We start from the raw sequence: 23,655 nt of genomic DNA on the forward strand, positions 1-23,655 counted from the left end.
TTAACCGAATGTTGCTGGCACATTGCCAACGGTTATATTTTATTTAGCTGGAACTGGTTCTTCCTTTTCCGCTTTTGGATTCAATGCTTCGATTATCTTCCCTTCTAATTCATCACTTAATTCAGGGTTATCACCGATTAATAATTTCACAGCATCTCTACCTTGTCCTAATTTTGTATCGCCGTAACTGAACCAAGAACCTGCTTTTTTCACAATGCCCATTTCAACAGCAAGATCTAATATTTCACCTGTTTTTGAAATTCCTTTACCGTACATGATGTCGAATTCAGCTTTTCGGAAAGGAGGCGCTACTTTATTTTTCACCACTTTCACCTTTGTTCTATTACCCATTACTTCATCACCTTCTTTAATTTGACTAGAACGACGGATATCGATACGAATAGAAGAGTAGAATTTTAATGCATTACCACCTGATGTTGTTTCAGGATTCCCGAACATTACACCAATTTTCTCTCTCAACTGGTTAATAAATATGCAAGTTGTGTTTGCCTTGTTGATAGAAGAGGTTAATTTTCTCAATGCTTTAGACATTAAACGTGCCTGTAATCCCATTTGAGAATCACCCATTTCACCTTCAATCTCTGCTTTTGGTGTCAATGCTGCAACAGAATCGACAACAATAATATCAATAGCACCTGAACGGATTAAATTATCGGCAATTTCTAATGCTTGCTCACCATTGTCTGGTTGAGAAATTAATAAATTCTCCACATCAACACCTAAACTTTTTGCATAAAATTGATCAAAAGCATGCTCTGCATCAATAAAGGCTGCAATTCCACCTGCTTTTTGTGCTTCGGCAATCGCGTGAATGGCTAAGGTTGTTTTACCTGAAGATTCTGGTCCGTATATTTCAACGATCCTTCCCTTAGGATAACCTTTTACACCCAATGCTAAATCGAGGGTTAAAGAACCTGATGAAATCACATCTAAATCTTCAATCGCCGCATCACCTAATTTCATTACGGTTCCTTTACCGTATGATTTTTCTAATTTATCTAACGTTAATTGTAACGCTTTTAATTTTTCTTTGTTTACTTCTTTTACTTCTGCCATAATGTTTATTTTAATACTACAAAGAAACCCGAGTAGTACGTAATCTATTTACGTACTTAAAAAAGTTTCCTTTTTTATTTATTTTTCTGCTAAAACTGCTAAAATTTGTGCTGCGTGGTCCTTGGTTTTAACTTTAGGTATTACTGCTTCAATTACCCCTTCACCATCAATTACAAAAGTGGTGCGGTGAATGCCATCATACTCTTTACCCATGAATTTTTTTGGTCCCCAAATGCCGTAATCATTAATGACTTTTTTATCGGTATCGGCAATCAACCTAAAAGGTAACTCATGCTTGTCAATAAATTTTAAATGTTTTTTTTCGTCGTCTGCACTCACACCCACGACTTCAAATCCTGCCTTTTTTAAGTCAGCATAATTGTCTCGTAAATTACAAGATTGGGTGGTGCAGCCCGGTGTTAAATCTTTAGGGTAAAAATATAAAACCAATCTTTTCCCTTTAAAATCTTCCAAGGCAATACTTGCCCCGTTTTGGTCCACCCCCTTAAAATTTGGTGCTTTGTCTCCTACTGTTAAATTTGTCATGCCGAATAATTAATCAATTGTTGACACAAAAATAGTCAAAGATTTTTATTTTTGATTAATTTCTAGGAATTATTTTTAAAAAAATTTTAATAATTCTGGTATTAAACATACCTATTCCCTTATTTATCACTTATCTTTAACCTTCTATTATGAAAAGCTTTTTAGAAGAAACTACCCTCGATATTTACCAAAGACATGCTCAAGAAATTGATCAAATAGCTATTATTATACCTAATAAAAGGGCTGCAGTTTACATTCAACAGTATTTATCTAAGCAAATTAAGCAACCTTTTTTTGCACCCAAAATAATTACCATTAACGAATGGGTGGATGCGGAAACGAGTGAAAGAATATTGAATCAAACTGAATTGCTTTTCGTTTTTTACAATGTTTATGTCAACTACGAAAAAGCGAAATCAGAATCTTTTGATGAGTTTTTAAAATGGGCGACCATTATATTAAATGATTTTGATGAAATAGACCGATATAGAATTGCCCCTCACGAAATTTTTAGAGACTTACAAAACATCAAGGAAATTGACGAATGGAGTTTTGATACGGAAGAGTTGCACAGTGGCCAGATTGATTTCATGAATTTATGGGATAAACTACCAAAGTATTACCAGCACTTGAGTGAGCAATTGAAAGAAATGAACGCTACTTATCAAGGAAAAGCTTATCAGCAGTTTGCTCAAAAGTGTGAATTGATTAAGCCTACCTCTTTCAAACATTACTACTTTATTGGTTTTAACGCCTTTTCACAATCGGAACAAGACATCATTTCTGCATTAAAAAAGCAGGAAGTCGGTACAATATATTTTGATGTCGACCAACATTATGTCAACAATAAGGAGCACGAAGCAGGGCATTTTTACCGTAAGTTAAGGCCAATTTTTGCCGATAAAATACCCGTACCTAATCACATTAATGGAACTGCGAAAACTATTGAAATTGTTGAAACAGCACAACAAGTAGCCCAAGCGAAATATGCTGGACATATACTCAAAGACTTGACCCCGGAAGAGATTAATAAAACGGCCATAGTCTTGGCGGACGAATCATTACTTATTCCCTTGAGTCGATCCTTGCCCGCTACCATTGAAAAAGCCAACATAACAATGGGGTATCCGTTAAAATACTCTCACCTAAAAAGTTTGGTCGATATGATTTTTGACCTACAACAAAACGCTTTAAAATTCGGTAATAAAAACCTATACCACAAAACTATATTACAGTTTTTAGACCATGGTTATATTCAACAATTAATTGGAGATAGAAAAGCCATTGAAGTCTTTAAAAAGGAGATTATTCTCAAAAATAAAATTACCATTACCCCGCAAGAACTCTTAAAGAATTTACCGGCGTTAGCCAATGTAATCCCTATATTCAACATTTGGGAGAAACAAGCCGAAGATGGTATACAGGCAATGAAAACATTGATTCAAGCCCTGTATGAAAACTTTAAAAAGCAAGACGATTCCAAATCCATTTCTCTTGAAATTTTATACCACTTTTCCATTGGAATGCAAAAATTTGAAGCCATTTTCGATACTTATCCTCAAACACTTTCTTTAAAATCCTTTAAAAAATTGACCTATCAGTTTTGGCAAAATGAATCCCTTTCTTTTTTGGGAAACCCGACCAACGGACTGCAAGTAATGGGTATTTTAGAAACCCGTACCCTGGATTTTGAAAACTTGATTGTATTGGGTCTAAATGAAGGTAACTTGCCCAAAAACAACTTTAGCAATTCCTTGTTAATGCGCGAACTAAAACTACACCATCACTTACCTGTTGAAGAAGACCGGGACGCCATTTTTGCCCACCACTTTTACAGATTATTACACCGTGCAAAAAAGGTATTTTTGAGCTACAATTCAAATGGTGAAGGCTTTGCCAGTGGAGAAAAAAGTAGATTTATCACCCAATTAGAAAATGAGTTAGATCCTACTATTGGTCATCAATTGAATAAACATACTTTTTCAGGATCGGACAAGGCAACAAATACTGCTGAAACAGTTTACAAGCTAACACCAACAGTAGAAGCCAAATTGGACGCCTTATTTGAACGGGGCTTATCGCCTTCTGCCCTCAACACTTTTTTAAAATGTCCGCTTGATTTTTATTACACTTATATATTAAATTTAAGGGAAGAAAATGATGTAGAAGAATCCATTGAATCTTCTACTTTTGGTACCATGATTCACGAGGTTTTGGAACGTATTTTTAGTCCGTTTTTAAAAGAAAAAAGGGCAATTACTATTCCCATTTTAAGCCAAGAAAAAAAACAGTTAAAAGTTTATCTAAAAGAAGAATACTTAAAAGTTTTTCAGCCCAAAGATTTTGAATTTGGACAAAATAAACTGTCTTACGAAGTCTCGATTAAATTTTTAGAAGACTTTATTGACTTACAAATAAAAGAATTAAAAAAAGTTGACTTTCCTATATTTGTCAAACATTTAGAAGAAGACATTGAAACTACTTTTGAATGGGAGATCAATGGCAAACAGAAAAAAGTAAAAATAAAGGGACAAGCCGATAGGATAGATCAATTAGGAAGTATTTATAGGATTATTGATTATAAGAGTGGTAAATGTGATTCCGAAAAGGTAAAACTCAATAAAAAAGTAGAACAAGACGGCTTTCAATCTGTTTTTGAAGACAAGGAAAACAAAAAAGCTTATGCCATTCAATTATTGATGTATGCCTCTATGTTTAAAGGTATGTTTCCGGAACACAAACCATTTACTGCAGGAATCATTTCTATGATTAACTTAAAGGATTGGGTACAAAATGTAGGTACTCAAGAGGATGAGAATTATATTTCGGATACCCTATTAGAAAAATTCCAAGAAGAGCTCAAAGAAACCGTTAAACTAATGTACAGTCAAGGATTTGAATACAAGCACAACCCCAAAGCAAAATACTGTGATTACTGTGGGAATTAATACTTTCCAGTAAATTGAATCTGAAATAGCATTTAGCTATAAAAAACTCAATAAAACTAACCATTTCACTAATAAAATAATTAGTGGAATGGTTAACAAGTTACAATACTCCTTAAAGTGAATTAATCCAGTTTCAATACAGCTAAAAATGCTTCTTGCGGAATTTCAACATTACCTACTTGACGCATTCTTTTCTTTCCTTTCTTTTGTTTTTCTAACAACTTACGCTTACGTGAAATATCACCACCATAACACTTAGCTGTTACATCTTTACGTAATGCTTTAATTGTTTCACGGGCAATAACTTTTGCGCCAATTGCTGCTTGGATCGGAATTTCAAATTGTTGACGGGGAATTAACTCCTTTAATTTCAAACAAATTTTCTTTCCTAATTCATAAGCATTCGAACGGTGAACCAAAGCAGACAATGCATCTACAGGATCTCCATTCAATAGTAAATCTAATTTAATCAAATCCGACTGTTGGTATCCAATTGGATGGTAATCAAAAGAAGCATATCCTCTTGAACAAGACTTTAATTTATCATAAAAATCAAATACAATCTCTCCCAAAGGCATTTCAAAAGTTAATTCTACTCTATTTTGAGTTAAATAGACTTGATTCTTCAAGTTTCCTCTTTTTTCAATACATAAACTCATTACTTGTCCGATATATTCCGACTTGGTAATAATTTGTGCATTAATAAATGGTTCTTCAATATAATCTACTTTAGATGGATCAGGTAATTCAGAAGGATTATTAACTATTTTGGGTTCATTTTCTTTTGGTAAATAAGCTTTATACGACACATTGGGAACCGTAGTGATTACCGTCATATCAAATTCCCGCTCCAAGCGTTCTTGAATAATTTCCATGTGTAACATACCAAGGAATCCACAACGGAAACCGAAGCCTAAAGCCATAGAAGACTCTGGTTCAAAAACCAAGGAAGCATCATTCAACTGTAATTTTTCCAAAGAAGCCCTTAATTCTTCGTATTCATCAGTATCCACAGGATATAATCCAGCAAAAACCATTGGTTTTACATCCTCAAAACCCTGTACCACATCTAAACATGGATTGGCTGTAGTAGTAATGGTATCCCCCACTTTAACTTCATTGGCTTTTTTAATTCCAGAAATAATATACCCAACATCCCCTGTCAAAACTTCCTTTCGCGGCTCCATGGTCATTCTTAAAATTCCAATTTCATCCGCGTAATATTCTTTTTTTGTATTCACGAATTTAACGCGATCACCTTTTTTAATTTTCCCATTTAAAACACGGTAATAAGCTATAATTCCTCTAAACGAGTTAAACACAGAATCGAAAATCATAGCTTGTAAAGGTGCATCTGGATTTCCTTTTGGTGGTTCAATACGCTCTACAATTGCATTTAAAATGGCTTGCACACCAAGTCCAGTCTTTCCACTTGCAGGAATTACATCTTCCGGTCGACAACCGATTAATTCCACAATTTGATCCGTTACTTCTTCAGGTTGCGCACCTGGTAAATCCATTTTATTTAAAATTGGAATGATCTCCAAATCATTTTCTAAAGCTAAATATAAGTTAGAGATTGTTTGCGCTTCAATTCCTTGCGCAGCATCTACTATTAATAAAGCACCTTCACATGCAGCAATAGAACGAGAAACTTCATAGGAAAAATCCACATGTCCTGGTGTGTCAATTAAATTTAAAACATATTTTTCACCATCAGAATGCGTATAATCCATTTGAATGGCATGCGATTTTATGGTAATCCCTCGCTCACGCTCAATATCCATATCATCCAATGCTTGATTTTTCATGTCACGATCTGCTATGGTATTGGTTGTTTGTAACAATCTATCTGCTAAAGTTGACTTTCCATGGTCAATATGTGCTATGATACAAAAGTTTCTAATATGCTTCATGGTGCAAAAATAAGCTATTTTTAGAATTATGAGCATGGTTTAAAAAAAATAGAAAAAACTAGTATTATTGGATTTTTAAATAAAGCGATACAATTCATAAAAAAACCTAAAGTGAAAGTAAGCTTTCAGAATTTGAGTAAATTTGACTAATTGAATTATTATAATTCATGGATTTTGGGTTAAGGTCGGTATAGCAATATGCCGACCTTTTTTTATCTGGTTAAAAACCAATAAATGACACCGAAACATTGGTATTAAACTCTAAAAGATTTACTTTTGTTCAAATTGAAAAAGAATGGAAGAAATTTTAGTTACAGGCGGCACTGGTTATATTGGCTCTCACACAGTTGTAGAACTAATTGAGTCAGGTTATAAACCAATAATAGTGGATGATTTTAGAAATTCAAAACCATTTATTTTGGATCGTCTAGCTGAAATTACGGGAGAAGAAATAACCCAATATAAATTAGATTGCGCCGACGAAGAAGCACTATCTGAAGTCTTTGAAAAGCATCCAAACATTGCGGGTGTTATACATTTTGCTGCGGATAAGGCAGTTGGGGAATCGGCCATTAATCCTTTAAAATATTACGACAATAATATTGGGGGACTTGTAACGGTACTAAAGGTACTTTTAAAATTCAAAGTGCAACATTTTGTTTTTTCTTCTTCTTGTACTGTTTATGGAGAACCAGAATCCCCGGTGGTCATAGAATCTACCCCTATTCAAAATGCTGCCTCACCTTATGGCGACACCAAAATAATTTGTGAAAGAATCATTCAAAATACGGTGCAAGCGAATCCAAATTTTAATGCTACTTTATTAAGATATTTTAACCCTATTGGCGCCCATCCGAGTGCATTAATTGGTGAGTTACCGCAAGGAATACCAAATAATTTAGTTCCTTATATCACACAAACAGCAAATGGTATTCGAGAATCTTTAACCGTTTACGGTGATGATTATCCTACAGAAGATGGTACTTGTATTAGAGACTATATTCATGTAGTAGATTTAGCGAAGGCGCATGTGAATGCCATTAAATGGCTTAGCAATGAACCTGCAGGAGTTGTTGAAGCGTTTAACATTGGTACAGGAAAAGGTTCTTCCGTTTTAGAAATCATTCGTACCTTCGAGGCAGTTAACCAATTAAAAATAAAATATGCCATTGGTCCTAAAAGAGCAGGAGATGTAATTCAAATTTATGCCAACCCTACTAAGGCAAAAACCGTTTTAAATTGGACGGCAAAATATACAATTGCCGACGCTTTAAAGCACTCATGGAATTGGGAAAAATCTTTATTAACTTTAAAATGAAAATAATATTTACCCTTCTTGCACTTTTTATTTTCCAAATTGTCATTGGACAAAATAGTGCTGACCGTCCTTTTAATTTATTAAATAGAAAACCTGGGGTAATGCGACATTATAGTTTATTTGCCCCAACTGAAACTTCAGCTGAAAAGTTTGACCGATTAAATACCCACATTTTTTTCAACAATTGGTTAGGAAATACTCAGGGGGTGGCCACGAAATTTTATGCAATTGGACATGGTTTGAACCTTTCTTTCGATATTCCATTTTCTAAAAATTCCATCTTTGGAATAGGCATTGGATTAGGTTACACCCATTACAATATTCGCCATGACGGTAATTTAATATTTGAATCTGCAGCAGTGCCACAAAAACCGACACCTGATTACACACTCTTGAAGCCATATACTGGACAAAAAAGATGGATTAATAGAACTGTTTTTAATCAAATTGATGTTCCTTTTGAACTTCGCATTCGCTCCCGTAAGGAAAGACATAAAGTTAAACTTTACCCCGGTTTTAAAGTCGGTTATATTTTTGATAATTACCAAAAATGGCGCGTTAACGACTTAAAGTATAAATCCTTTAATTTTCCAGATGTACAACACTTACAATATGGCGCTACTTTGAGGCTAGGAATGGATAATATATTTTTATTTGGAGAATATAATCTATCTTACCTTTTCGAAAATAAAAATAGTACCCAATTAAATATGTTCTCTGTAGGTATTAGTATTGGGTGGTTTTAATTTAGACTTTGACCCTGCAACAATTAAGAATTTTTAGCGAATAATATTTAAACAAATAGGTATCTTTGCAACTTAATCTATGGTATCTGTAAACGAAATTAAAGAAAGTGTAAGTGATGAAATGAAGGTCTTTGAAAAAAAATTCAAAGAGGCTATGGTTTCCGAAGCTCCTTTATTAAATAAAATTACACATTACATTATTAAAAGAAAAGGGAAGCAAATGCGTCCCATGTTCGTCTTTTTGACGGCAAAAATGTTGCATGGACAAGTGGAAGAAAAAACTTATAGAGCAGCTTCTTTAATCGAGTTATTACATACCGCTACTTTAGTCCACGACGACGTAGTAGATGATGCCAATGAAAGAAGAGGTTTCTTTTCTGTAAATGCTTTGTGGAAAAATAAAATTGCCGTTTTGGTTGGCGATTATCTATTATCTCAAGGCTTATTAATGTCGGTAGAAAGTAAAGAATTTCAATTACTGAAAATTGTTTCGGAAGCAGTAAAAGAAATGAGTGAAGGAGAACTTTTACAAATTGAAAAATCAAGAAAACTAGACATTACCGAAGAAGTATATTTTGAGGTAATTCGAAAAAAAACAGCTTCGTTAATTGCCTCTTGTTGTGCGGCAGGAGCAGCTTCAGTAACAGAAGATGAAACAACCGTGGCAACATTAAAAAAGTTTGGAGAATTAGTAGGGCTAGCCTTTCAAATTAAAGATGATATTTTTGATTATGGCGATAGCGAAGCTATTGGGAAACCAACAGGAAATGATATCCGAGAACAAAAGATGACACTCCCACTGATTTATGTCTTGAATAATGGTACAATAGAGGACAAACGAACTTTGATAAATATTGTGAAAAATCACAATGAAAATAAAGTAAAAGTAAAAGAAGCCATGAATATTGTAATAAAAAGTGGCGGTATACAATATGCCCATGCAAAAATGTTGGAATACCGAAAAGAAGCCATTCAATTATTACAACAATTCCCAGATAATGAACCAAAAAGAATTCTAATTGGCTTAGTAGATTATACTGTAAACAGAGAAAAATGATGAAACTATTTGTCGGTGTATTGGGTGTGATGCTAGTAATTTTTCCTAGCTGTAATGAAGCCACCTCAACGAATGAAGAAACAAGTGCCAAAATGGTCACTAAAAATGTTAAACCGGGCTATTATCAAGAATTTTATGATAATGGACAGGTTAAAGTGGAAGGTAAAAAAAATAAAGCTGGTTTAAAAGAAGGGCTTTGGATGTCGTTTTTTGAAAATGGTAACAAAATGAGTGAGTCCAATTTTAAAAATGGTCTCAATGATGGCTATTCTATGGTGTGGCAACCAAATGCTTTAGTCCACTATTTTGGTAACTATAAAGCCGGAAAAAAAATTGGTGAGTGGACTTTTTATGACAAAAATGGTAAAGTAAGCAAAGTAGAAAACTATTAATCAAATAAACTTGCTACTGTTAATGCAGCACCTTTCTGGTTATTAAAAACACGAGTAAAGTTTTCTTTTCTCTTTTCGTAATCTTTTATTGTAAATGGCGTGACCATCAATTTTTCAAAAGTTTGTTTAATCTCTTTAGGGTTATCTATCACCTGACATAAACCCTTAAATAATCCTTCATCATCCATTTTACTATTGATAATAATGTGTTTTCCTTTTGCAAGGGAATGCATCAGCTTTAACTTGATTCCTGTTTGTTGATCTGTAAACAACAAATGAACTTGTGCAGCCGTCATCAATGCTTCCATTTCTTTTGCATTAGGATTTGCTTGTAAGCTTACATTAGCCAACAAATTAATTTTATCTACTATTATTTTAGCAGGATTTTTACCTGCAATAATTATTGGGAATTTAGTTTTCGGTGCTATTTCTCTTAAAATGAATAAAACAGCATTTATATTTTCAATTACCGATAAGTTTCCATGAAAAAACCCATATGGCACTGCTACATTTTGTGCATTGTACGCTATAACTTGGTTGTTATAAAAAGGGGGAACATGCCAAGTCTTGGTGTATTTTTTAAAATGATTAATATCCTTTTTTGAAATGGATAAAATGCCCGAAGCATCTTTTAAGATCTGTTCAAATTTCTCCAATTTTTTCGCTTCCCATAAATAGTATTGTTTTTTCACCAAATTATTTTCACCCAAAGCCAATCCTTTATAATAATCATGCTCCACATTATGGGCCCGAACAATTTTTCGACGATCCTTTAAAGCCGGGTGATTTAAAAAATAACAGGTTTGTAATCCACTGAATAATATTGGGCTTTTATCTAATAATAAATTCTTTAATAAATTACTGTCATTTCGAGTAGCAACTATAAATGGTAATTTACTTGCCAATAATTTTCCGACATGTTTTTTCCTATGGTAATAATTTATGCTGGAACAAAATTGCTCCAATTTTTTATTTGGTGGATTGTTTCCCGTGTAGTAAAAACAATGTAAAGTAATATTCACCCCTAAATCATGCAAAGCCTTTAATTGATAAAACACGTCAATTATACCGCCATAATCTGGTGGATACGGCACATCAAAAGAAACAAAATGCAGGTGTTGCTTATCCATAAATACGTGCTAGTTTTTTGGATTCATTTTTCCAATTTAACTCCTTTGCTGCTTGATGGGTATTGAATACATATTTCGCATGCAATGGTTTATTAAAAAGTATATTTTCCATTTGTTTTGCTAAATCAATTGGTACTAAACTACGACAAACTTCTCCAACTTGGTATGCGTCCACCACCTTTTTCACTTCCACTAAATCTGTCACTAATAATGGAATACCAGCATGGATATAATCAAACACCTTATTGGGTAATGAAAATTTATAGTTTATATTGGTATCTTTATCCAAAGATAAACCCAAATCTGATTGCATGGTGAAATTCATCAAAAGCTCGTAAGGTTGTTTGCCATAAAACAACACCTTCTCTGTCAATTTTTCAGCTCTTACTTTCTCCTTTAACGCGGGAATTACATCTCCATCTCCTACAAAAATCAACACGGTATTTGGTACCAATTTAATGGCTTCTACCGCCTCTTCAGCACCTCGGTCAACATTAATTCCTGCACCTTGTATAATGACAATTTTTTTATCTAATGGTAGGCCCAATTCTTTTTTAGTTAAACTTTTTGTTGCTTTTATAAAGTTAGAAATATTCCTTATCACTTCAATTTTACCTGGGTATAATTTTTGATACAAGTCGGCAATAGAGGAATTGACCGTATACATTTTATCCACCTTAGGCAAACAATACTTTTCTATCCTTTGCCATACCTTTTGTACTTTTGGTCGACTTTCCAACTCAGGAACACCCGTATAATATTCATGGGCGTCATAAACTAAAGTCGTATTTCTTTTAAAACTTTTTGCCATTCTATTGGCTAATAAAGTATCCAAGTCATTGGCCAATAGCACATCTGTTTTATGAAATAGTAAATAAAAAAATAAGCGGACATTGTAGCTAGCATAAAACAAAGCCCCGGTAGTAAAAGGTAAATTAAATCGTTTTACCCGGTAAGGACGGTCATTTAATGCTGGGGAACTTTTTAATTTTCGGCCACACAAAGTAATGTCATAACCTGTATCGTGTAAAAAAGCACAAATTCGCTTTACTCTTTGGTCTGTGTATAAGTCATTCGTGACGGAAATGATAATTTTCTTTTGCTTTTTCACTATTCAAATGTATAAAGTATTTTTTATTCAAAGAACTTCCATCAATTTTTTATAAGAACAATCATTCTATTAATTGGCACTCGAACACAGCCTATGCGCGAGTTAAAATTAAAAAAAATTACTACATTGGCTTAAAATACACCCTATGAAAATATTTTTACTCGCTTTCTTTTTAAGTATAATTAGCTTGGGATATAGCCAAGAAATAACCCAAAATATCCGTGGAAAAATAGTAGATGCAGACACAAAAATGCCTTTAATTGGCTGCACTATAAAATTGCTAAATACAGCAGCGGTATTTTATGGCACCACCACCAATTTAACTGGTGATTTTACCTTAAAAAATATACCCATTGGCAAACATGAGTTAGCGTTTAATTATACCGGATATACCCCAACCGTTAGAACGGTGACCTTAAACTCTGGAAAAGAGTCCATCCTAATTATTGAATTGGAAGAGTCGAGCTTTGTAGGCAGTGAAATTGAAGTAGTGGGTGCAAAAAAAGGAGAAGTAATTAACGAAATGGCTACCGTATCTGCGCAAAGTTTTACAATTGAGGAAACCAATCGCTATGCGGGAAGCAGAGGAGACCCTGCTAGAATGATGTCCAATTATGCAGGTGCACAAGGCGCAGATGATTCCAGAAACGACATTGTGGTAAGAGGAAATTCACCTTTAGGGGTTTTATATAAAATAGAAGGTGTGGATATTCCAAATCCAAACCATTTTGCCATTGCGGGTTCCGCGGGTGGACCAGTAGCTATATTGAACAATAAATTCTTATCTAATTCCGACTTTTTCATGAGTGCTTTTCCTGCTGAATATGGTAATTCCATGGCTGGAGTATTTGACATTAATTTAAGGAATGGCAATAATTCCATTCACGAATTTTCAGGACAGTTTGGATTTTTAGGGACAGAATTTCAAGTAGAAGGACCTTTATCTGCAAATTCAAAAGCCAGTTACTTAATTGGCGGAAGATATTCTACCCTTACCATGATGAAAAAAATTGGTGTTACCATAGGAACTGATGCGGTACCTTTATACGGAGATGGTGCTTTTAAATTTAACTTTCCATTAAAAAAAGGAGGAGACATCTCCTTTTTTGGCATTGGTGGTGCCAGTGAAATTGAAATTTTAATTTCAGACCAGGAAGAACCAGCTCAAGATGCTTTTGGAGACCAGGATCGGGACCAATATTTTGGTTCTCAAATGTACTTTACAGGGATAAGTTTAACTAAGCCAATTAACCAAAAAACATTTATCAAGTCAACTATTGCATATGGCCGAGAAAACCAGCACACAAATCACGAATATATACTCCGTGATTTAAATCCAGATTCCACGTGGAACTATAAAGCAGCACCATTTACCATGATGGGCTATCAATATTTAATCAATAAAGTATCAGCCTATACCAGTGTGACGCGAAAAATAAATTCAAAACATTTAATTAAAGCAGGAATTAATTTAGATGCTTATACCTTTAACATGCAAGATTCTATTCGAAATGACATTAGTGACTCCACTTCTGCTTTTAAAGCACGTTGGGATTACAAGTCAGTCAATCCCGATTTATTGCTCCAAGCCTTTGTGCAGTGGCGTTACAAAATAACCCCGAGTTTAGTTTTAAATGCTGGATTACACAGTCAATATTTTTCTCTGAGTAATAGTGTATCCCCCATTGAACCAAGAGTAGGTCTAAAATATAATTTAAATGAAAAAAGTGTTTTGGCAGGTGGTGTAGGTATGCATTCTCAAACCCAACCTATGTACATATATACCTATCACCAAATTGATCCCATTACCGGCGATAAAGTTTACCATAATATAGACATGGATTTTTCAAGGAGCATACATACCGTATTGAGTTATGCCACTTCCATCAAAAATTCCTTGAAATTTAAAACGGAAGTTTATTACCAGCACTTATATAATATCCCTGTTGAAACAACCTCTTCCTCCTTTTCTTTAGTCAACCAAGGTTCGGGATTTTCTAGATTCTTTCCCAATGATTTACAAAATACAGGAACAGGACAAAACTACGGAATTGAATTCACCCTCCAAAAATTCTTTAATAAGTCTTTCTTTTTCTTAACTACTGTAAGTCTTTATAATTCTAAATACCGAGGTTCAGATGGGGTTTTAAGAGATACAGATTTTAATGGTAATTATATTGTAAATGGCCTTGTCGGAAAAGAATTTATCTTGGGGAAAAAGAAAAATAAAAAACTTGGGTTTGGTGGCAAAATAACCTTTGCAGGTGGTAAAAGATATGGCTATGTAGACACTGTCGCAACCAACGAATTAAAAGAAATTGTATTCCTTGATGAAGGCTACAACACCCAGCGATTTAGAGAATACTTTAGGCTTGACTTTAAGGTTAATTATACCTTAAACGCTGCCAAAGTCACCCATGAATTTGGATTGGATTTAGTGAATGTATTCAATACTCCTAACATTTTAGGATTAACTTATGTCCCTAACGAAACCAATCCAAGTGAACCTTATCAATTTAGAAATCAACTCGGTTTACTACCATTGTTTTATTATAAAATTGAGTTTAAATTAAATAAGCGTTCAAGGGGACTGCAAGAGTAATATATTTTGGACAAAAAAAGCCATGACAATAAATGTCATGGCTTCATTTTTTTGTAAAACTATTTTATTTAATCACACCTAATTCTTTCCCTACTTTTTCAAAAGCAGCAATGGCTTTATCAAGGTGTTCTGTAGTATGGGCGGCAGAAAGTTGCACTCTAATTCTTGCTTGGTCTTTTGGTACAACTGGGTAAAAGAATCCTATGGCATAAACGCCTTCTTCTAATAACCTATTTGCAAATTTTTGCGATAAAGCAGCATCATATAACATCACAGGAACAATGGCAGAATCACCATCCTTAATTTCTAAACCAGCTTTTTTAATCCCTGCTTTAAAATAATTGGTATTTGCTTCTAACTTATCTCTCAATTCGGTTGATCCGCTTAACAAGTCGAATACAGCAATGGAAGCACCTACAATAGAAGGCGCTAATGAATTGGAGAATAAATATGGACGAGAACGTTGGCGCAATAATTCTACGACTTCTTTTTTAGCAGCCGTAAATCCACCCATTGCACCACCTAAGGCTTTACCTAATGTTCCAGTGATAATGTCAACTCTACCCATCACATTATTATATTCATGCGTACCACGACCAGTTTTACCAATAAAACCTGTCGCATGGCAATCATCCACCATTACCATTGCATCATATTTTTCTGCTAAATCACAAATCTTATCTAATTTTGCCACAAAACCATCCATTGAAAACACACCATCTGTCACAATAATTCTATTGCGTTGCGCTTGTGCTGCAATCAATTGCTTCTCTAAATCTTCCATGTCAGAATTTGCGTAGCGATATCTTTCGGCTTTACACAAACGTACACCATCAATAATGGAAGCATGGTTTAAAGCATCTGAAATAATAGCATCTTCTTTTGAAAATAAAGGCTCAAAAACACCACCATTCGCATCAAATGCTGCTGCATATAAAATGGTATCTTCCATTCCTAAGAAATCAGAAATTTTTGCTTCTAATTCTTTATGTATGTCTTGCGTTCCACAAATAAATCGAACAGACGACATACCAAAACCATGTGAATCTAAGGCTTTTTTGGCGCCTTCAATAACACTGGGATGAGAGGACAAGCCAAGATAATTATTGGCACACATAATAATTACCTCTTGTCCCGAATCAACTTTTACAGTCGCACCTTGTGGTGTAGTAATAATTCGTTCACTTTTATAAAGTCCAGCCTCCTTAATGGCTGCTAACTCTTCTTTTAATTGGTTTTCTAATTTTCCGATCATTTGTCTAGCTATTTAATGCCCTAAAGGTAAAAAAAAATAAGAAGGCAACATTTAAATTCATTTTTTTCAATGCTTCTTTACATTATCTCATATATTTGAAAGGATGACTTTATTTTCTAAATTGAAAATGAATAGTAAGTACTTTATCAGTCTTTTTACCCTAGTTACCTTTCTGATTTGTATCTATGCCTATTCACCCTACATTGAAAATTATGCAGTAACACCAAAATGGCTTGGTTTCGCTTTGATTTGCATAGGATTAAGCTTTAAAAAACCGAAGAAGACCACCTTTGATCTAACCCATCTTATTTGGGGTGTTTTTGTTTTACAATTCATGGTCAGTGCCTTATCTTCTTATAATATATGGGACAGTTTAATAAGAACAACACCTCTAATACTTGCTCCTATTGCCGCAACTTTACTATTCCAAAAATGGCATAGTATCAAAAGAAAATTTGAAAGCATTGCATTGCTACTAACTTTTTGCTTGGTCCCGCTGCTCATTTTTGCATTCATCAAAATATATTTTCTATGGCAACTAGATGATTTCAATCATAATACTACTTATCAGTTTGCCTTTAACTTTGGGCATAGGAATCAATTTGCCCAATTTTTAACCTTGTCTATCCCATTTTTTTTTCTTGGACTCACAGAAACAAAAACAACATGGAAAAAATGGGTATTGTTAATGACCTTAGGACTAACCTACATCCTAATTACTTTGCTCATGTGCCGTTCTGTTTTGTTAGTTATCTATGTAATCTATCCTCTATTAATTTTCCTTTATTACCTCCAAGTCATTAAAAAAATTAGCCTTAAATTATTCATATCATTCTTTCTTCCTTTATTGTTAATCAGTCTAGTTTTTGTGCTTACAAATCCATTTCATTTCTCATGGATTGATCGCTTATTTGAAACCAATTTTGGCAGCGGAAATGAAAGGTTAAGGATTTGGACCAATACCTTTGCCATCATTCAAGAAAACCCAATTTTCGGCGTAGGATCTGGCGATTGGAAAATTGAAATTTTAAAAACACCATTGGCTTTTACACAAGCAGAAGATAGCTTGGTTTTTTTTCAAAGAGCACACAATGATTTTATTCAAATTGCAGCAGAGAATGGCTTGGTTGGATTAACTATCCTCCTACTATTTTTTTTCTTTGTCTTTCGAAAATTACTAAAAACAGATTTAAAACCAAGTGTAAAATATAGTATTGCTGGAGGTATGCTCGGCTTTATTCTGATTGCTAACTTTTCTTTTCCTTTCGAAAAAATAGAATTGCTCTTTTTACTCCTCTTTCTAATTCAATTCATACCTGGTAAGCCATTACAGATAGATGGAAAAATATTATCTATTTGTCGCCTAATGCTATCCATCATTTTCCTAGTAACAAGTCTTTATTGGTATCAATTAGAAGCCCAATATTTCACTTTTAAACAATATCAAAAAATTCAGATTCTCAAAAGTCTCAACCAAACTTTTTATAGCATTGATCCTACAGGAATGCCCGTGCATTGGTATTTGGGAAATGATTTATACCAAAGACAACATTATAAAGCAGCAAATAAAGAATTTAAAACAGCCCTAAAACATAACCCATATCATGTACATATTTTAAATAACATAGGGAGCACCTACCTAAATTTAAACGAAATAGATTCCGCAAAAGTAAGCTATCAAAAAGCACTAATTATAAATCCAATATTCACGGAAACCCTGATGAATTATGCTGCACTTGAATTTAACAATGGTAATATTGATGGGGCATTAGATAAAATCTTAAAAGTGCGTATTGACAAAGAACCACAAAATTACAAAACATATGCCACAGCAATTGGACAAGTAAAAATGGCTTGGCTAATTGAACTCTGGGATGAAGAAGGCTTCGAAAACTTTCTTATTGCACATTATAAACAAGAAGAATTTGCTTACGAAATAGCTATTAATGCAAGAAAAACAGGAGCTAGCTATGAGGACGAACTCAGGTTATATTATGCCAAAGAAAATAAATAATGGGAGAAAAGCAACCAAATCGTTCAAAGTCGCATCCTACTACCATAGGTCCAAATAAAATTTCTTTATTTATTTCGTATCTTAGCACCACTTAAAACAATTAAAATGAAAAATTTAGCTTTTTTATTCTTTGCCGTTGGCTTATCCTATTTGGGAAATACACAGAATATTTCTACCGTATCTCCAAACAATGGACTGCGCGGAACCTATACATTGCCAGTTACCATTTCTGGTACAAATACACATTTCTCCGCTGCTACAAATACAGTGGCTAGATTTTCTCAAGGTACTAACACCCTTCAAATTCTTTCTGTTACCGCAGTGACTAATACACAAATTAATTTAAACTTAAGCATTCCTAACAATGCGAATTTGGGTGCTTATCAAGTAGAAGTTTATGACAGTACTCAAACAAATTATTTAAGTTTAGGAAATGGTTTTACGGTATACCCAAACAACCAACCTCCATCTTTGAACACCATTACACCAAATGTTGCTGCCATCAACCAAACGCTACCAATAACTATTAGTACGGCCAATACGAACTTCTCGCAAGCAACAGATAATTTCATTTATTTAGTACAAGGTAGTAACAACTTATTATTTCCTCAAACAGCAGTTACCGCATTAAATGACAATTATATAAAAGGAACATTTAATATAAACTATCCTGGAATTGCAGTAGGTGACAATTTATCTGTTTTTTATGGTAATTCATTTGACGGTACATTTTATGAATCAAATGCGATTACTATAGCTGAATCAACCGCAATAGATGGTATAGTAAATTATACTGGTACATTTAATGGCGTAGTGGAGCTTTATCATCAAAATAATAACGTTTCACCGGCAACATACACTTTAATTGCTGATGCCATAGTAAGTCCCAATAATGCTTATTCTTTTTCACCTATAGCAGAAGCATCTTATTTGTTAAGAGCTGTACCATCCAACATGACAGATGTAGTCGCAACTTACTATCCAAATAATATTGCATGGCAAAATGCAACTGTAATCGCAACTGACCCTTTAGTGACGACCAATACTTATGACATCTCACCATTTTTAAGTATTAATTTAACAGGATCGGGAACTGTAAATGGCACTTTAGGGTACGGACCAAATGGATTCACAAAAGCGAATACAGTTTTGGCAGAAGGTGTTGAAGTTTTCTTAAAAGGCGAAACAAATAGCATTTATGCCCAAGCAGAAACAGATGTAAACGGACTTTACAGTTTTGACCATGTTCCAGATGGTAATTATTCTATCCTCATTAATATCCCAGGTTATGAGCAAATATCATCCTACGACTTTGTGGTAAACGCAACTGACAATTCATTCAATGGCCTAGACTTTTTAATAGATGATGGGGAAATATTTAAATCTGCATTTTTAGCGACTAAAAAATATGACCAAACTACTTTAACCGTCTACCCAAATCCTACCACAGGAAAAATCAGCATTGAATTACCTAATGAATTGTCGAAATTCACCGCAAATGTTTATTCACAACTAGGGCAAGTGGTATGGAGTCAAACTTTCGATAACCACCAATCTAATGTTTTAAATGCAGACTTATCCGACTTACCTAATGGTATTTACTATGTAAAACTACAAGCCGATAATGCAGCTTACCATTTGAAGATTGTAAAACAATAAAAAATATAACTTTATCATAGTTAAAGCACTACCTTTTATTAGGTGGTGCTTTTTTTTCAACACCCATATTCCTCCACTAAAAAATACGCCGGACTTTAAAGTCCATTATTTCATTTCAGTTTTAATAATAAGAACATTGGCATAATAAATTAGTCCCCTGAAAAATTAAACATGACCTATATTCCTTATATTTCCCCCTTTTAATAGTAATTAGCGTATGCATGATTTTTGATAAACATAATTTTTTTGGGTTACTGCTTTATCTATTATCTTTTAATCCAGCATTCTCCATCACATATTCGAGCCATCATTATTCTGTAGAAAATGGTTTGCCAAGCTCTGAAGTATATACAGTCTTCAAAGACAGCAAAGGTTTTATTTGGTTTTGCACAGACAGAGGCGTTGCTAGATATAATGGTGCTGACTTCGAAATTTTCAATAAAAAAAATGGGCTTTTAGACAATGTTGTGTTTTACGCCATGGAGGATGAATCTGGTCGAATATGGTTTGCCACCTATTCTGGACAAATATTTTATTACAATGAAGGTAAAATACAACCCTACGCCTTCAATGAAAAAATAAAAGCAGAATTTGGCTTAATTTTGATTGAATCGTTTTATGTTGACAAAGCACAAACAGTATACATCAGCAGGCATGGTTTCGGATTAATTAAAATAGATAAACAGGGACAAATTACATTAAAATCAGATCGAACTACAAACTCTATTTACCTTATCGAAAATAAGGTAATCAAAGTCATCAATGAAAGAATAGGTTCTTCTACAAAATCACTAACTTTCAATTTAAAAAATGGCTCAAAATCTATACTTGAAATTCCAAATTTAGTATTGATAAATTCAAATAAAAGTTATTGGAAAAGTATCATTAAAGGCATTCATCAAGAAGGAGCATTGACCACTTTTTCAATATGGAATAAGCTATATAGTTTTGATGGCTCAAAAATAGAATTCTTAAAAGAGTTTGACGAACGAATTTTAGCAATTAACAAATTAAAGGGAAAATACTATATAGGCCTAGCAAATGGTGGATTAGTAGTGATGAATAGCCAAAAACCATTTCAAATTTTAACCAAATATTTTAATGATTATTCCATTTGTGATATTTTCTATGATAGAAAATATGATGGTTTTTGGTTTTCAACTTTAGAAAACGGCGTATACTACATTTCTAATTTTGACCATTTCTCCTACACTAAAAATGACGGACTTCAAACCAATAACTTAACTTCTATTAATGGATCTGATGATGTGGTTTTGATTGGTGGATTAAATGGCACTTTGTCTGTTTTAAACTTAAAAAACAATCGCATTAGTAAGGTAGATATCAAATCTAATAAAACCGCAATCAATAAGATAATTTACGACCAATATAAAAACCGATTTATCATTTTCAAATACAATTCTTTTATTTATAACCAAGGTAAGTTAACTAGTTTATTTGACTATTCTCAACCCTTTATTCTACCTTATGGAAAGGATAGTTTAATTACTTTATTTAATAATAAAGAAATCCCCATAAAGCAAAAAGCATTTAGGGACCTACACATAAAAGACTTAAGTGAGTATGGTGTTTTGAATAACACAATACATTATATAAGGACAACTGATGCGATACAAACAGCAGACAATAGAATATTAATTGGCTCTCAACTAGGTATTTATGAACTCATTAACAGGAATCTTAATAAACTATATCCTGAAAATGAATTATTGAATTCACGAGTGAAAAAACTTGCTAATTACGACAAAAAAACGATTCTACTTGCCACAAAAGGTAATGGACTCGTCTTTTTTTCAGATAGTAGTATTTATAATATAGATGCAAAAAAAGGTTTATTAAGCAACGATATCAATGCCCTTGCGGTGGATGAAAATCGTGACATTTGGCTAGGCTCTTCTAATGGATTAAATATCATCCAAACCTCTGGAGAAATTATCACTATCACAGAAAGAGAAGGTTTAATTTCCAATGAAATAAATGACATTTATGTAGGTAAAAACAAAGCATATATCGCCACTAAAAAAGGATTAACTGTATTGGATAAAAGAGTTATTAAAAAAAAACTATATGATGTACCCGTATACTTTAAAAATGTAAAACTACAAGATACCACGTATTACAAACTTGATACTGTAATCAGCATTGGTTATAATGAGCCTCTTATCGACATTTCTTTTATTGGAATTGATTTACAACATGCTAAAGACATTGTCTACAAATACAAATTAAATGCAGACAGCAAAGAATGGACCTATACCAAAAGAAGTAATTTGTTATTCCCTGATTTGGCTTCAGGCACATATAGTATTGAATTGTACGCTTCAACTAATGGCATAAATTGGAGCTCCAAACCCGCTTTATTAAAAATAAGTGTATTATTTCCTTTTTGGGAAACCGTATCTTTTAAGCTCATTGTTGGTCTAACAATTCTGATATGCTTAGTCCTCCTTTATTACTACTTATTGAGAAAAGTTAAAAATACAGAAGCAATTAAACGCCAAATACAAAGTCTAAAAATTGAAGCATTAAATGCACAAATGAACCCTCATTTTATTTTTAATTCCTTAAATTCAATTCAAAGCTTTATTATAAATAACGATCGGAAAGCATCTAATAAATACTTATCCATGTTTGCGCAATTAATGCGTAAAACATTAGCCAATTCGCAAGAACCTACTATTTCATTACAAAAAGAATTAGATTTAATTAAAATCTATTTAGAGCTAGAAAATTTAAGATTTAATAATCAAATCGAAACTATCATTGAAAAAGAGCCCAGTATTCATGCGACAAATGTGCTTATACCAACCTTATTAATCCAACCATTAATAGAAAATGCAATTTGGCATGGTATACGACCAAAAAATGAGAAAGGGAAAATATGTATCCGGATTAAAAAAGTAGAAAAATATTTATTTCTATTTATAGAAGATAATGGCATTGGTATTTTAAAATCCATGGAAAAGTCAAGATTAAATCATGAATCTAAAGGCACAAAATTATTGACGAACAGAATTGAATTGTTTGCTGGTTTTTACCACATGCAACATGATTTTAAAGTAAAAAATGCAACAGATAAAGAAGGCACAATTGTAGAAATAAAAATACCATTTATTGAAAAATGAATTTAAAAGCAATAATAATTGATGATGAGCAAGGTGGGATAAATTATCTTTCAAGTATCATAACAGAATTTGTTCCTAATCTAGAACTAGTCGGGACTGCTAACTCTGTGAATGAAGGGCTCAAAATATTACTTAAACAAAAAGTAGATATCATTTTTTTGGATATAGAAATGCCAAATGAAACTGGATTTGATTTTATTAAAAGTATAGACCGATCGGCGTATAAAATAATTTTCACCACTGCCCATAGTGAATATGCTGTTGATGCGTTTAATGTTTTTGCAGATGGCTACTTAATGAAGCCTATTGTAATAGATGAACTTATTGAACTCATCATATACTTAACAAAAAATGATGCCGTTAAAGAAGAACATGGGAAATTGGTAATCAAGACAAAAGAAACAATTGAAGCGATCTCATTAGAAGATATAATTAGAATTGAAAGTGAAGGTAATTATTCCACTATCTATACCTTGAACAGGAATAGAATTGTGATTTCAAAAAGTATCAAACAATTGGAAGAAAATCTCTCTAGTGATTTGTTTGTTAAAACACATAAATCGCACATTATTAACAAAAATCATATCAAAAGATACGTCAAGCTAGAAGGTGGCTATTTTGAAATGTCAGATGCTTCACAAGTACCATTATCCAGAAGAAAAAAAGAAGAAGTATTAAACTTGTTGTTTTAATCAAGTCCTCCTTTTAAAATTAAAACCGATAATGAAATAATTCCGA

The 23,655-nt window shown here is 33.2% G+C and carries 16 protein-coding genes; 10 read left to right on the top strand and 6 right to left on the bottom strand.

The window, feature by feature from the left end; translation table 11 throughout:
• Nucleotides 1-39 precede the first annotated feature (39 nt).
• Together recA and bcp are read right to left on the bottom strand one after the other, a co-directional pair.
• Nucleotides 40-1,077, bottom strand: a complete 1,038-nt coding sequence (recA, locus tag DNU06_RS03230; protein WP_111061758.1) for a recombinase RecA — start codon at nt 1,075-1,077, stop codon at nt 40-42.
• Between the two features lie 78 nt (nt 1,078-1,155).
• Entirely contained in the window at nt 1,156-1,623 is a 468-nt protein-coding gene (bcp, locus tag DNU06_RS03235) for a thioredoxin-dependent thiol peroxidase (protein ID WP_111061759.1), read from the bottom strand.
• 149 nt (nt 1,624-1,772) lie between these two features.
• Here bcp and DNU06_RS03240 point away from each other — a divergent pair, with 149 nt between their 5' ends.
• Nucleotides 1,773-4,571, top strand: a complete 2,799-nt coding sequence (locus DNU06_RS03240; protein WP_111061760.1) for a PD-(D/E)XK nuclease family protein — start codon at nt 1,773-1,775, stop codon at nt 4,569-4,571.
• A 122-nt stretch (nt 4,572-4,693) separates the two neighbouring features.
• On the opposite strand, the gene lepA is transcribed toward DNU06_RS03240, so the two are convergent.
• A complete protein-coding gene (lepA, locus tag DNU06_RS03245) occupies nt 4,694-6,487 on the bottom strand; it encodes a translation elongation factor 4 (RefSeq protein ID WP_111061761.1) in 1,794 nt (597 codons plus the stop codon).
• A 295-nt stretch (nt 6,488-6,782) separates the two neighbouring features.
• On the opposite strand from lepA, the gene galE reads away from it, so the two are divergent.
• The 4 genes from galE to DNU06_RS03265 all read left to right on the top strand — a co-directional run bounded on the left by galE (nt 6,783) and on the right by DNU06_RS03265 (nt 10,000).
• Entirely contained in the window at nt 6,783-7,805 is a 1,023-nt protein-coding gene (galE, locus tag DNU06_RS03250) for a UDP-glucose 4-epimerase GalE (protein ID WP_111061762.1), read from the top strand.
• Nucleotides 7,802-8,551, top strand: a complete 750-nt coding sequence (locus DNU06_RS03255; protein ID WP_146239135.1) for an outer membrane beta-barrel protein — start codon at nt 7,802-7,804, stop codon at nt 8,549-8,551. Before galE ends, DNU06_RS03255 begins: the two co-directional genes overlap by 4 nt.
• 79 nt (nt 8,552-8,630) lie before the next feature.
• Nucleotides 8,631-9,608 (top strand): polyprenyl synthetase family protein, encoded by a 978-nt coding sequence (locus tag DNU06_RS03260; RefSeq protein WP_111061764.1) that lies wholly within the window; start codon nt 8,631-8,633, stop codon nt 9,606-9,608.
• Nucleotides 9,605-10,000 (top strand): toxin-antitoxin system YwqK family antitoxin, encoded by a 396-nt coding sequence (locus DNU06_RS03265; protein ID WP_111061765.1) that lies wholly within the window; start codon nt 9,605-9,607, stop codon nt 9,998-10,000. Before DNU06_RS03260 ends, DNU06_RS03265 begins: the two co-directional genes overlap by 4 nt.
• Here DNU06_RS03265 and DNU06_RS03270 read toward each other — a convergent pair.
• Both DNU06_RS03270 and DNU06_RS03275 read right to left on the bottom strand, forming a co-directional pair.
• Entirely contained in the window at nt 9,997-11,130 is a 1,134-nt protein-coding gene (locus tag DNU06_RS03270; RefSeq protein ID WP_111061766.1) for a glycosyltransferase family protein, read from the bottom strand. The genes DNU06_RS03265 and DNU06_RS03270 overlap by 4 nt on opposite strands.
• Complete coding sequence (locus tag DNU06_RS03275) at nt 11,123-12,241, bottom strand: glycosyltransferase (protein ID WP_111061767.1); 1,119 nt, start codon at nt 12,239-12,241, stop codon at nt 11,123-11,125. The genes DNU06_RS03270 and DNU06_RS03275 overlap by 8 nt, the downstream gene beginning before the upstream one ends.
• Before the next feature lie 145 nt (nt 12,242-12,386).
• Between DNU06_RS03275 and DNU06_RS03280 the strand changes: the two genes are divergently transcribed.
• Nucleotides 12,387-14,843 carry a TonB-dependent receptor gene (locus DNU06_RS03280; RefSeq protein ID WP_111061768.1) on the top strand — a complete coding sequence of 819 codons (2,457 nt, stop codon included), beginning with the start codon at nt 12,387-12,389 and terminating at the stop codon, nt 14,841-14,843.
• 64 nt (nt 14,844-14,907) lie between these two features.
• Here DNU06_RS03280 and kbl read toward each other — a convergent pair whose 3' ends face one another.
• Nucleotides 14,908-16,098, bottom strand: coding sequence for a glycine C-acetyltransferase (gene kbl / locus DNU06_RS03285; protein ID WP_111061769.1), 1,191 nt, complete (start codon nt 16,096-16,098; stop codon nt 14,908-14,910).
• Between the two features lie 127 nt (nt 16,099-16,225).
• On the opposite strand from kbl, the gene DNU06_RS03290 reads away from it, so the two are divergent.
• The 4 genes from DNU06_RS03290 (at nt 16,226) to DNU06_RS03305 (ending at nt 23,609) form a co-directional block, all read left to right on the top strand.
• Nucleotides 16,226-18,112 (top strand): O-antigen ligase family protein, encoded by a 1,887-nt coding sequence (locus tag DNU06_RS03290; protein ID WP_233502932.1) that lies wholly within the window; start codon nt 16,226-16,228, stop codon nt 18,110-18,112.
• A gap of 105 nt (nt 18,113-18,217) precedes the next feature.
• Complete coding sequence (locus DNU06_RS03295; RefSeq protein WP_111061771.1) at nt 18,218-19,771, top strand: T9SS type A sorting domain-containing protein; 1,554 nt, start codon at nt 18,218-18,220, stop codon at nt 19,769-19,771.
• A 221-nt stretch (nt 19,772-19,992) separates the two neighbouring features.
• A complete protein-coding gene (locus DNU06_RS03300) occupies nt 19,993-22,917 on the top strand; it encodes a sensor histidine kinase (protein ID WP_111061772.1) in 2,925 nt (974 codons plus the stop codon).
• Complete coding sequence (locus DNU06_RS03305) at nt 22,914-23,609, top strand: LytR/AlgR family response regulator transcription factor (protein ID WP_111061773.1); 696 nt, start codon at nt 22,914-22,916, stop codon at nt 23,607-23,609. The genes DNU06_RS03300 and DNU06_RS03305 overlap by 4 nt, the downstream gene beginning before the upstream one ends.
• Nucleotides 23,610-23,655: the final 46 nt, after the last annotated feature.

The sequence above is a fragment of the Putridiphycobacter roseus genome, from assembly GCF_003234935.1.
In the GTDB taxonomy this organism is placed as follows: domain Bacteria; phylum Bacteroidota; class Bacteroidia; order Flavobacteriales_D; family Crocinitomicaceae; genus Putridiphycobacter; species Putridiphycobacter roseus.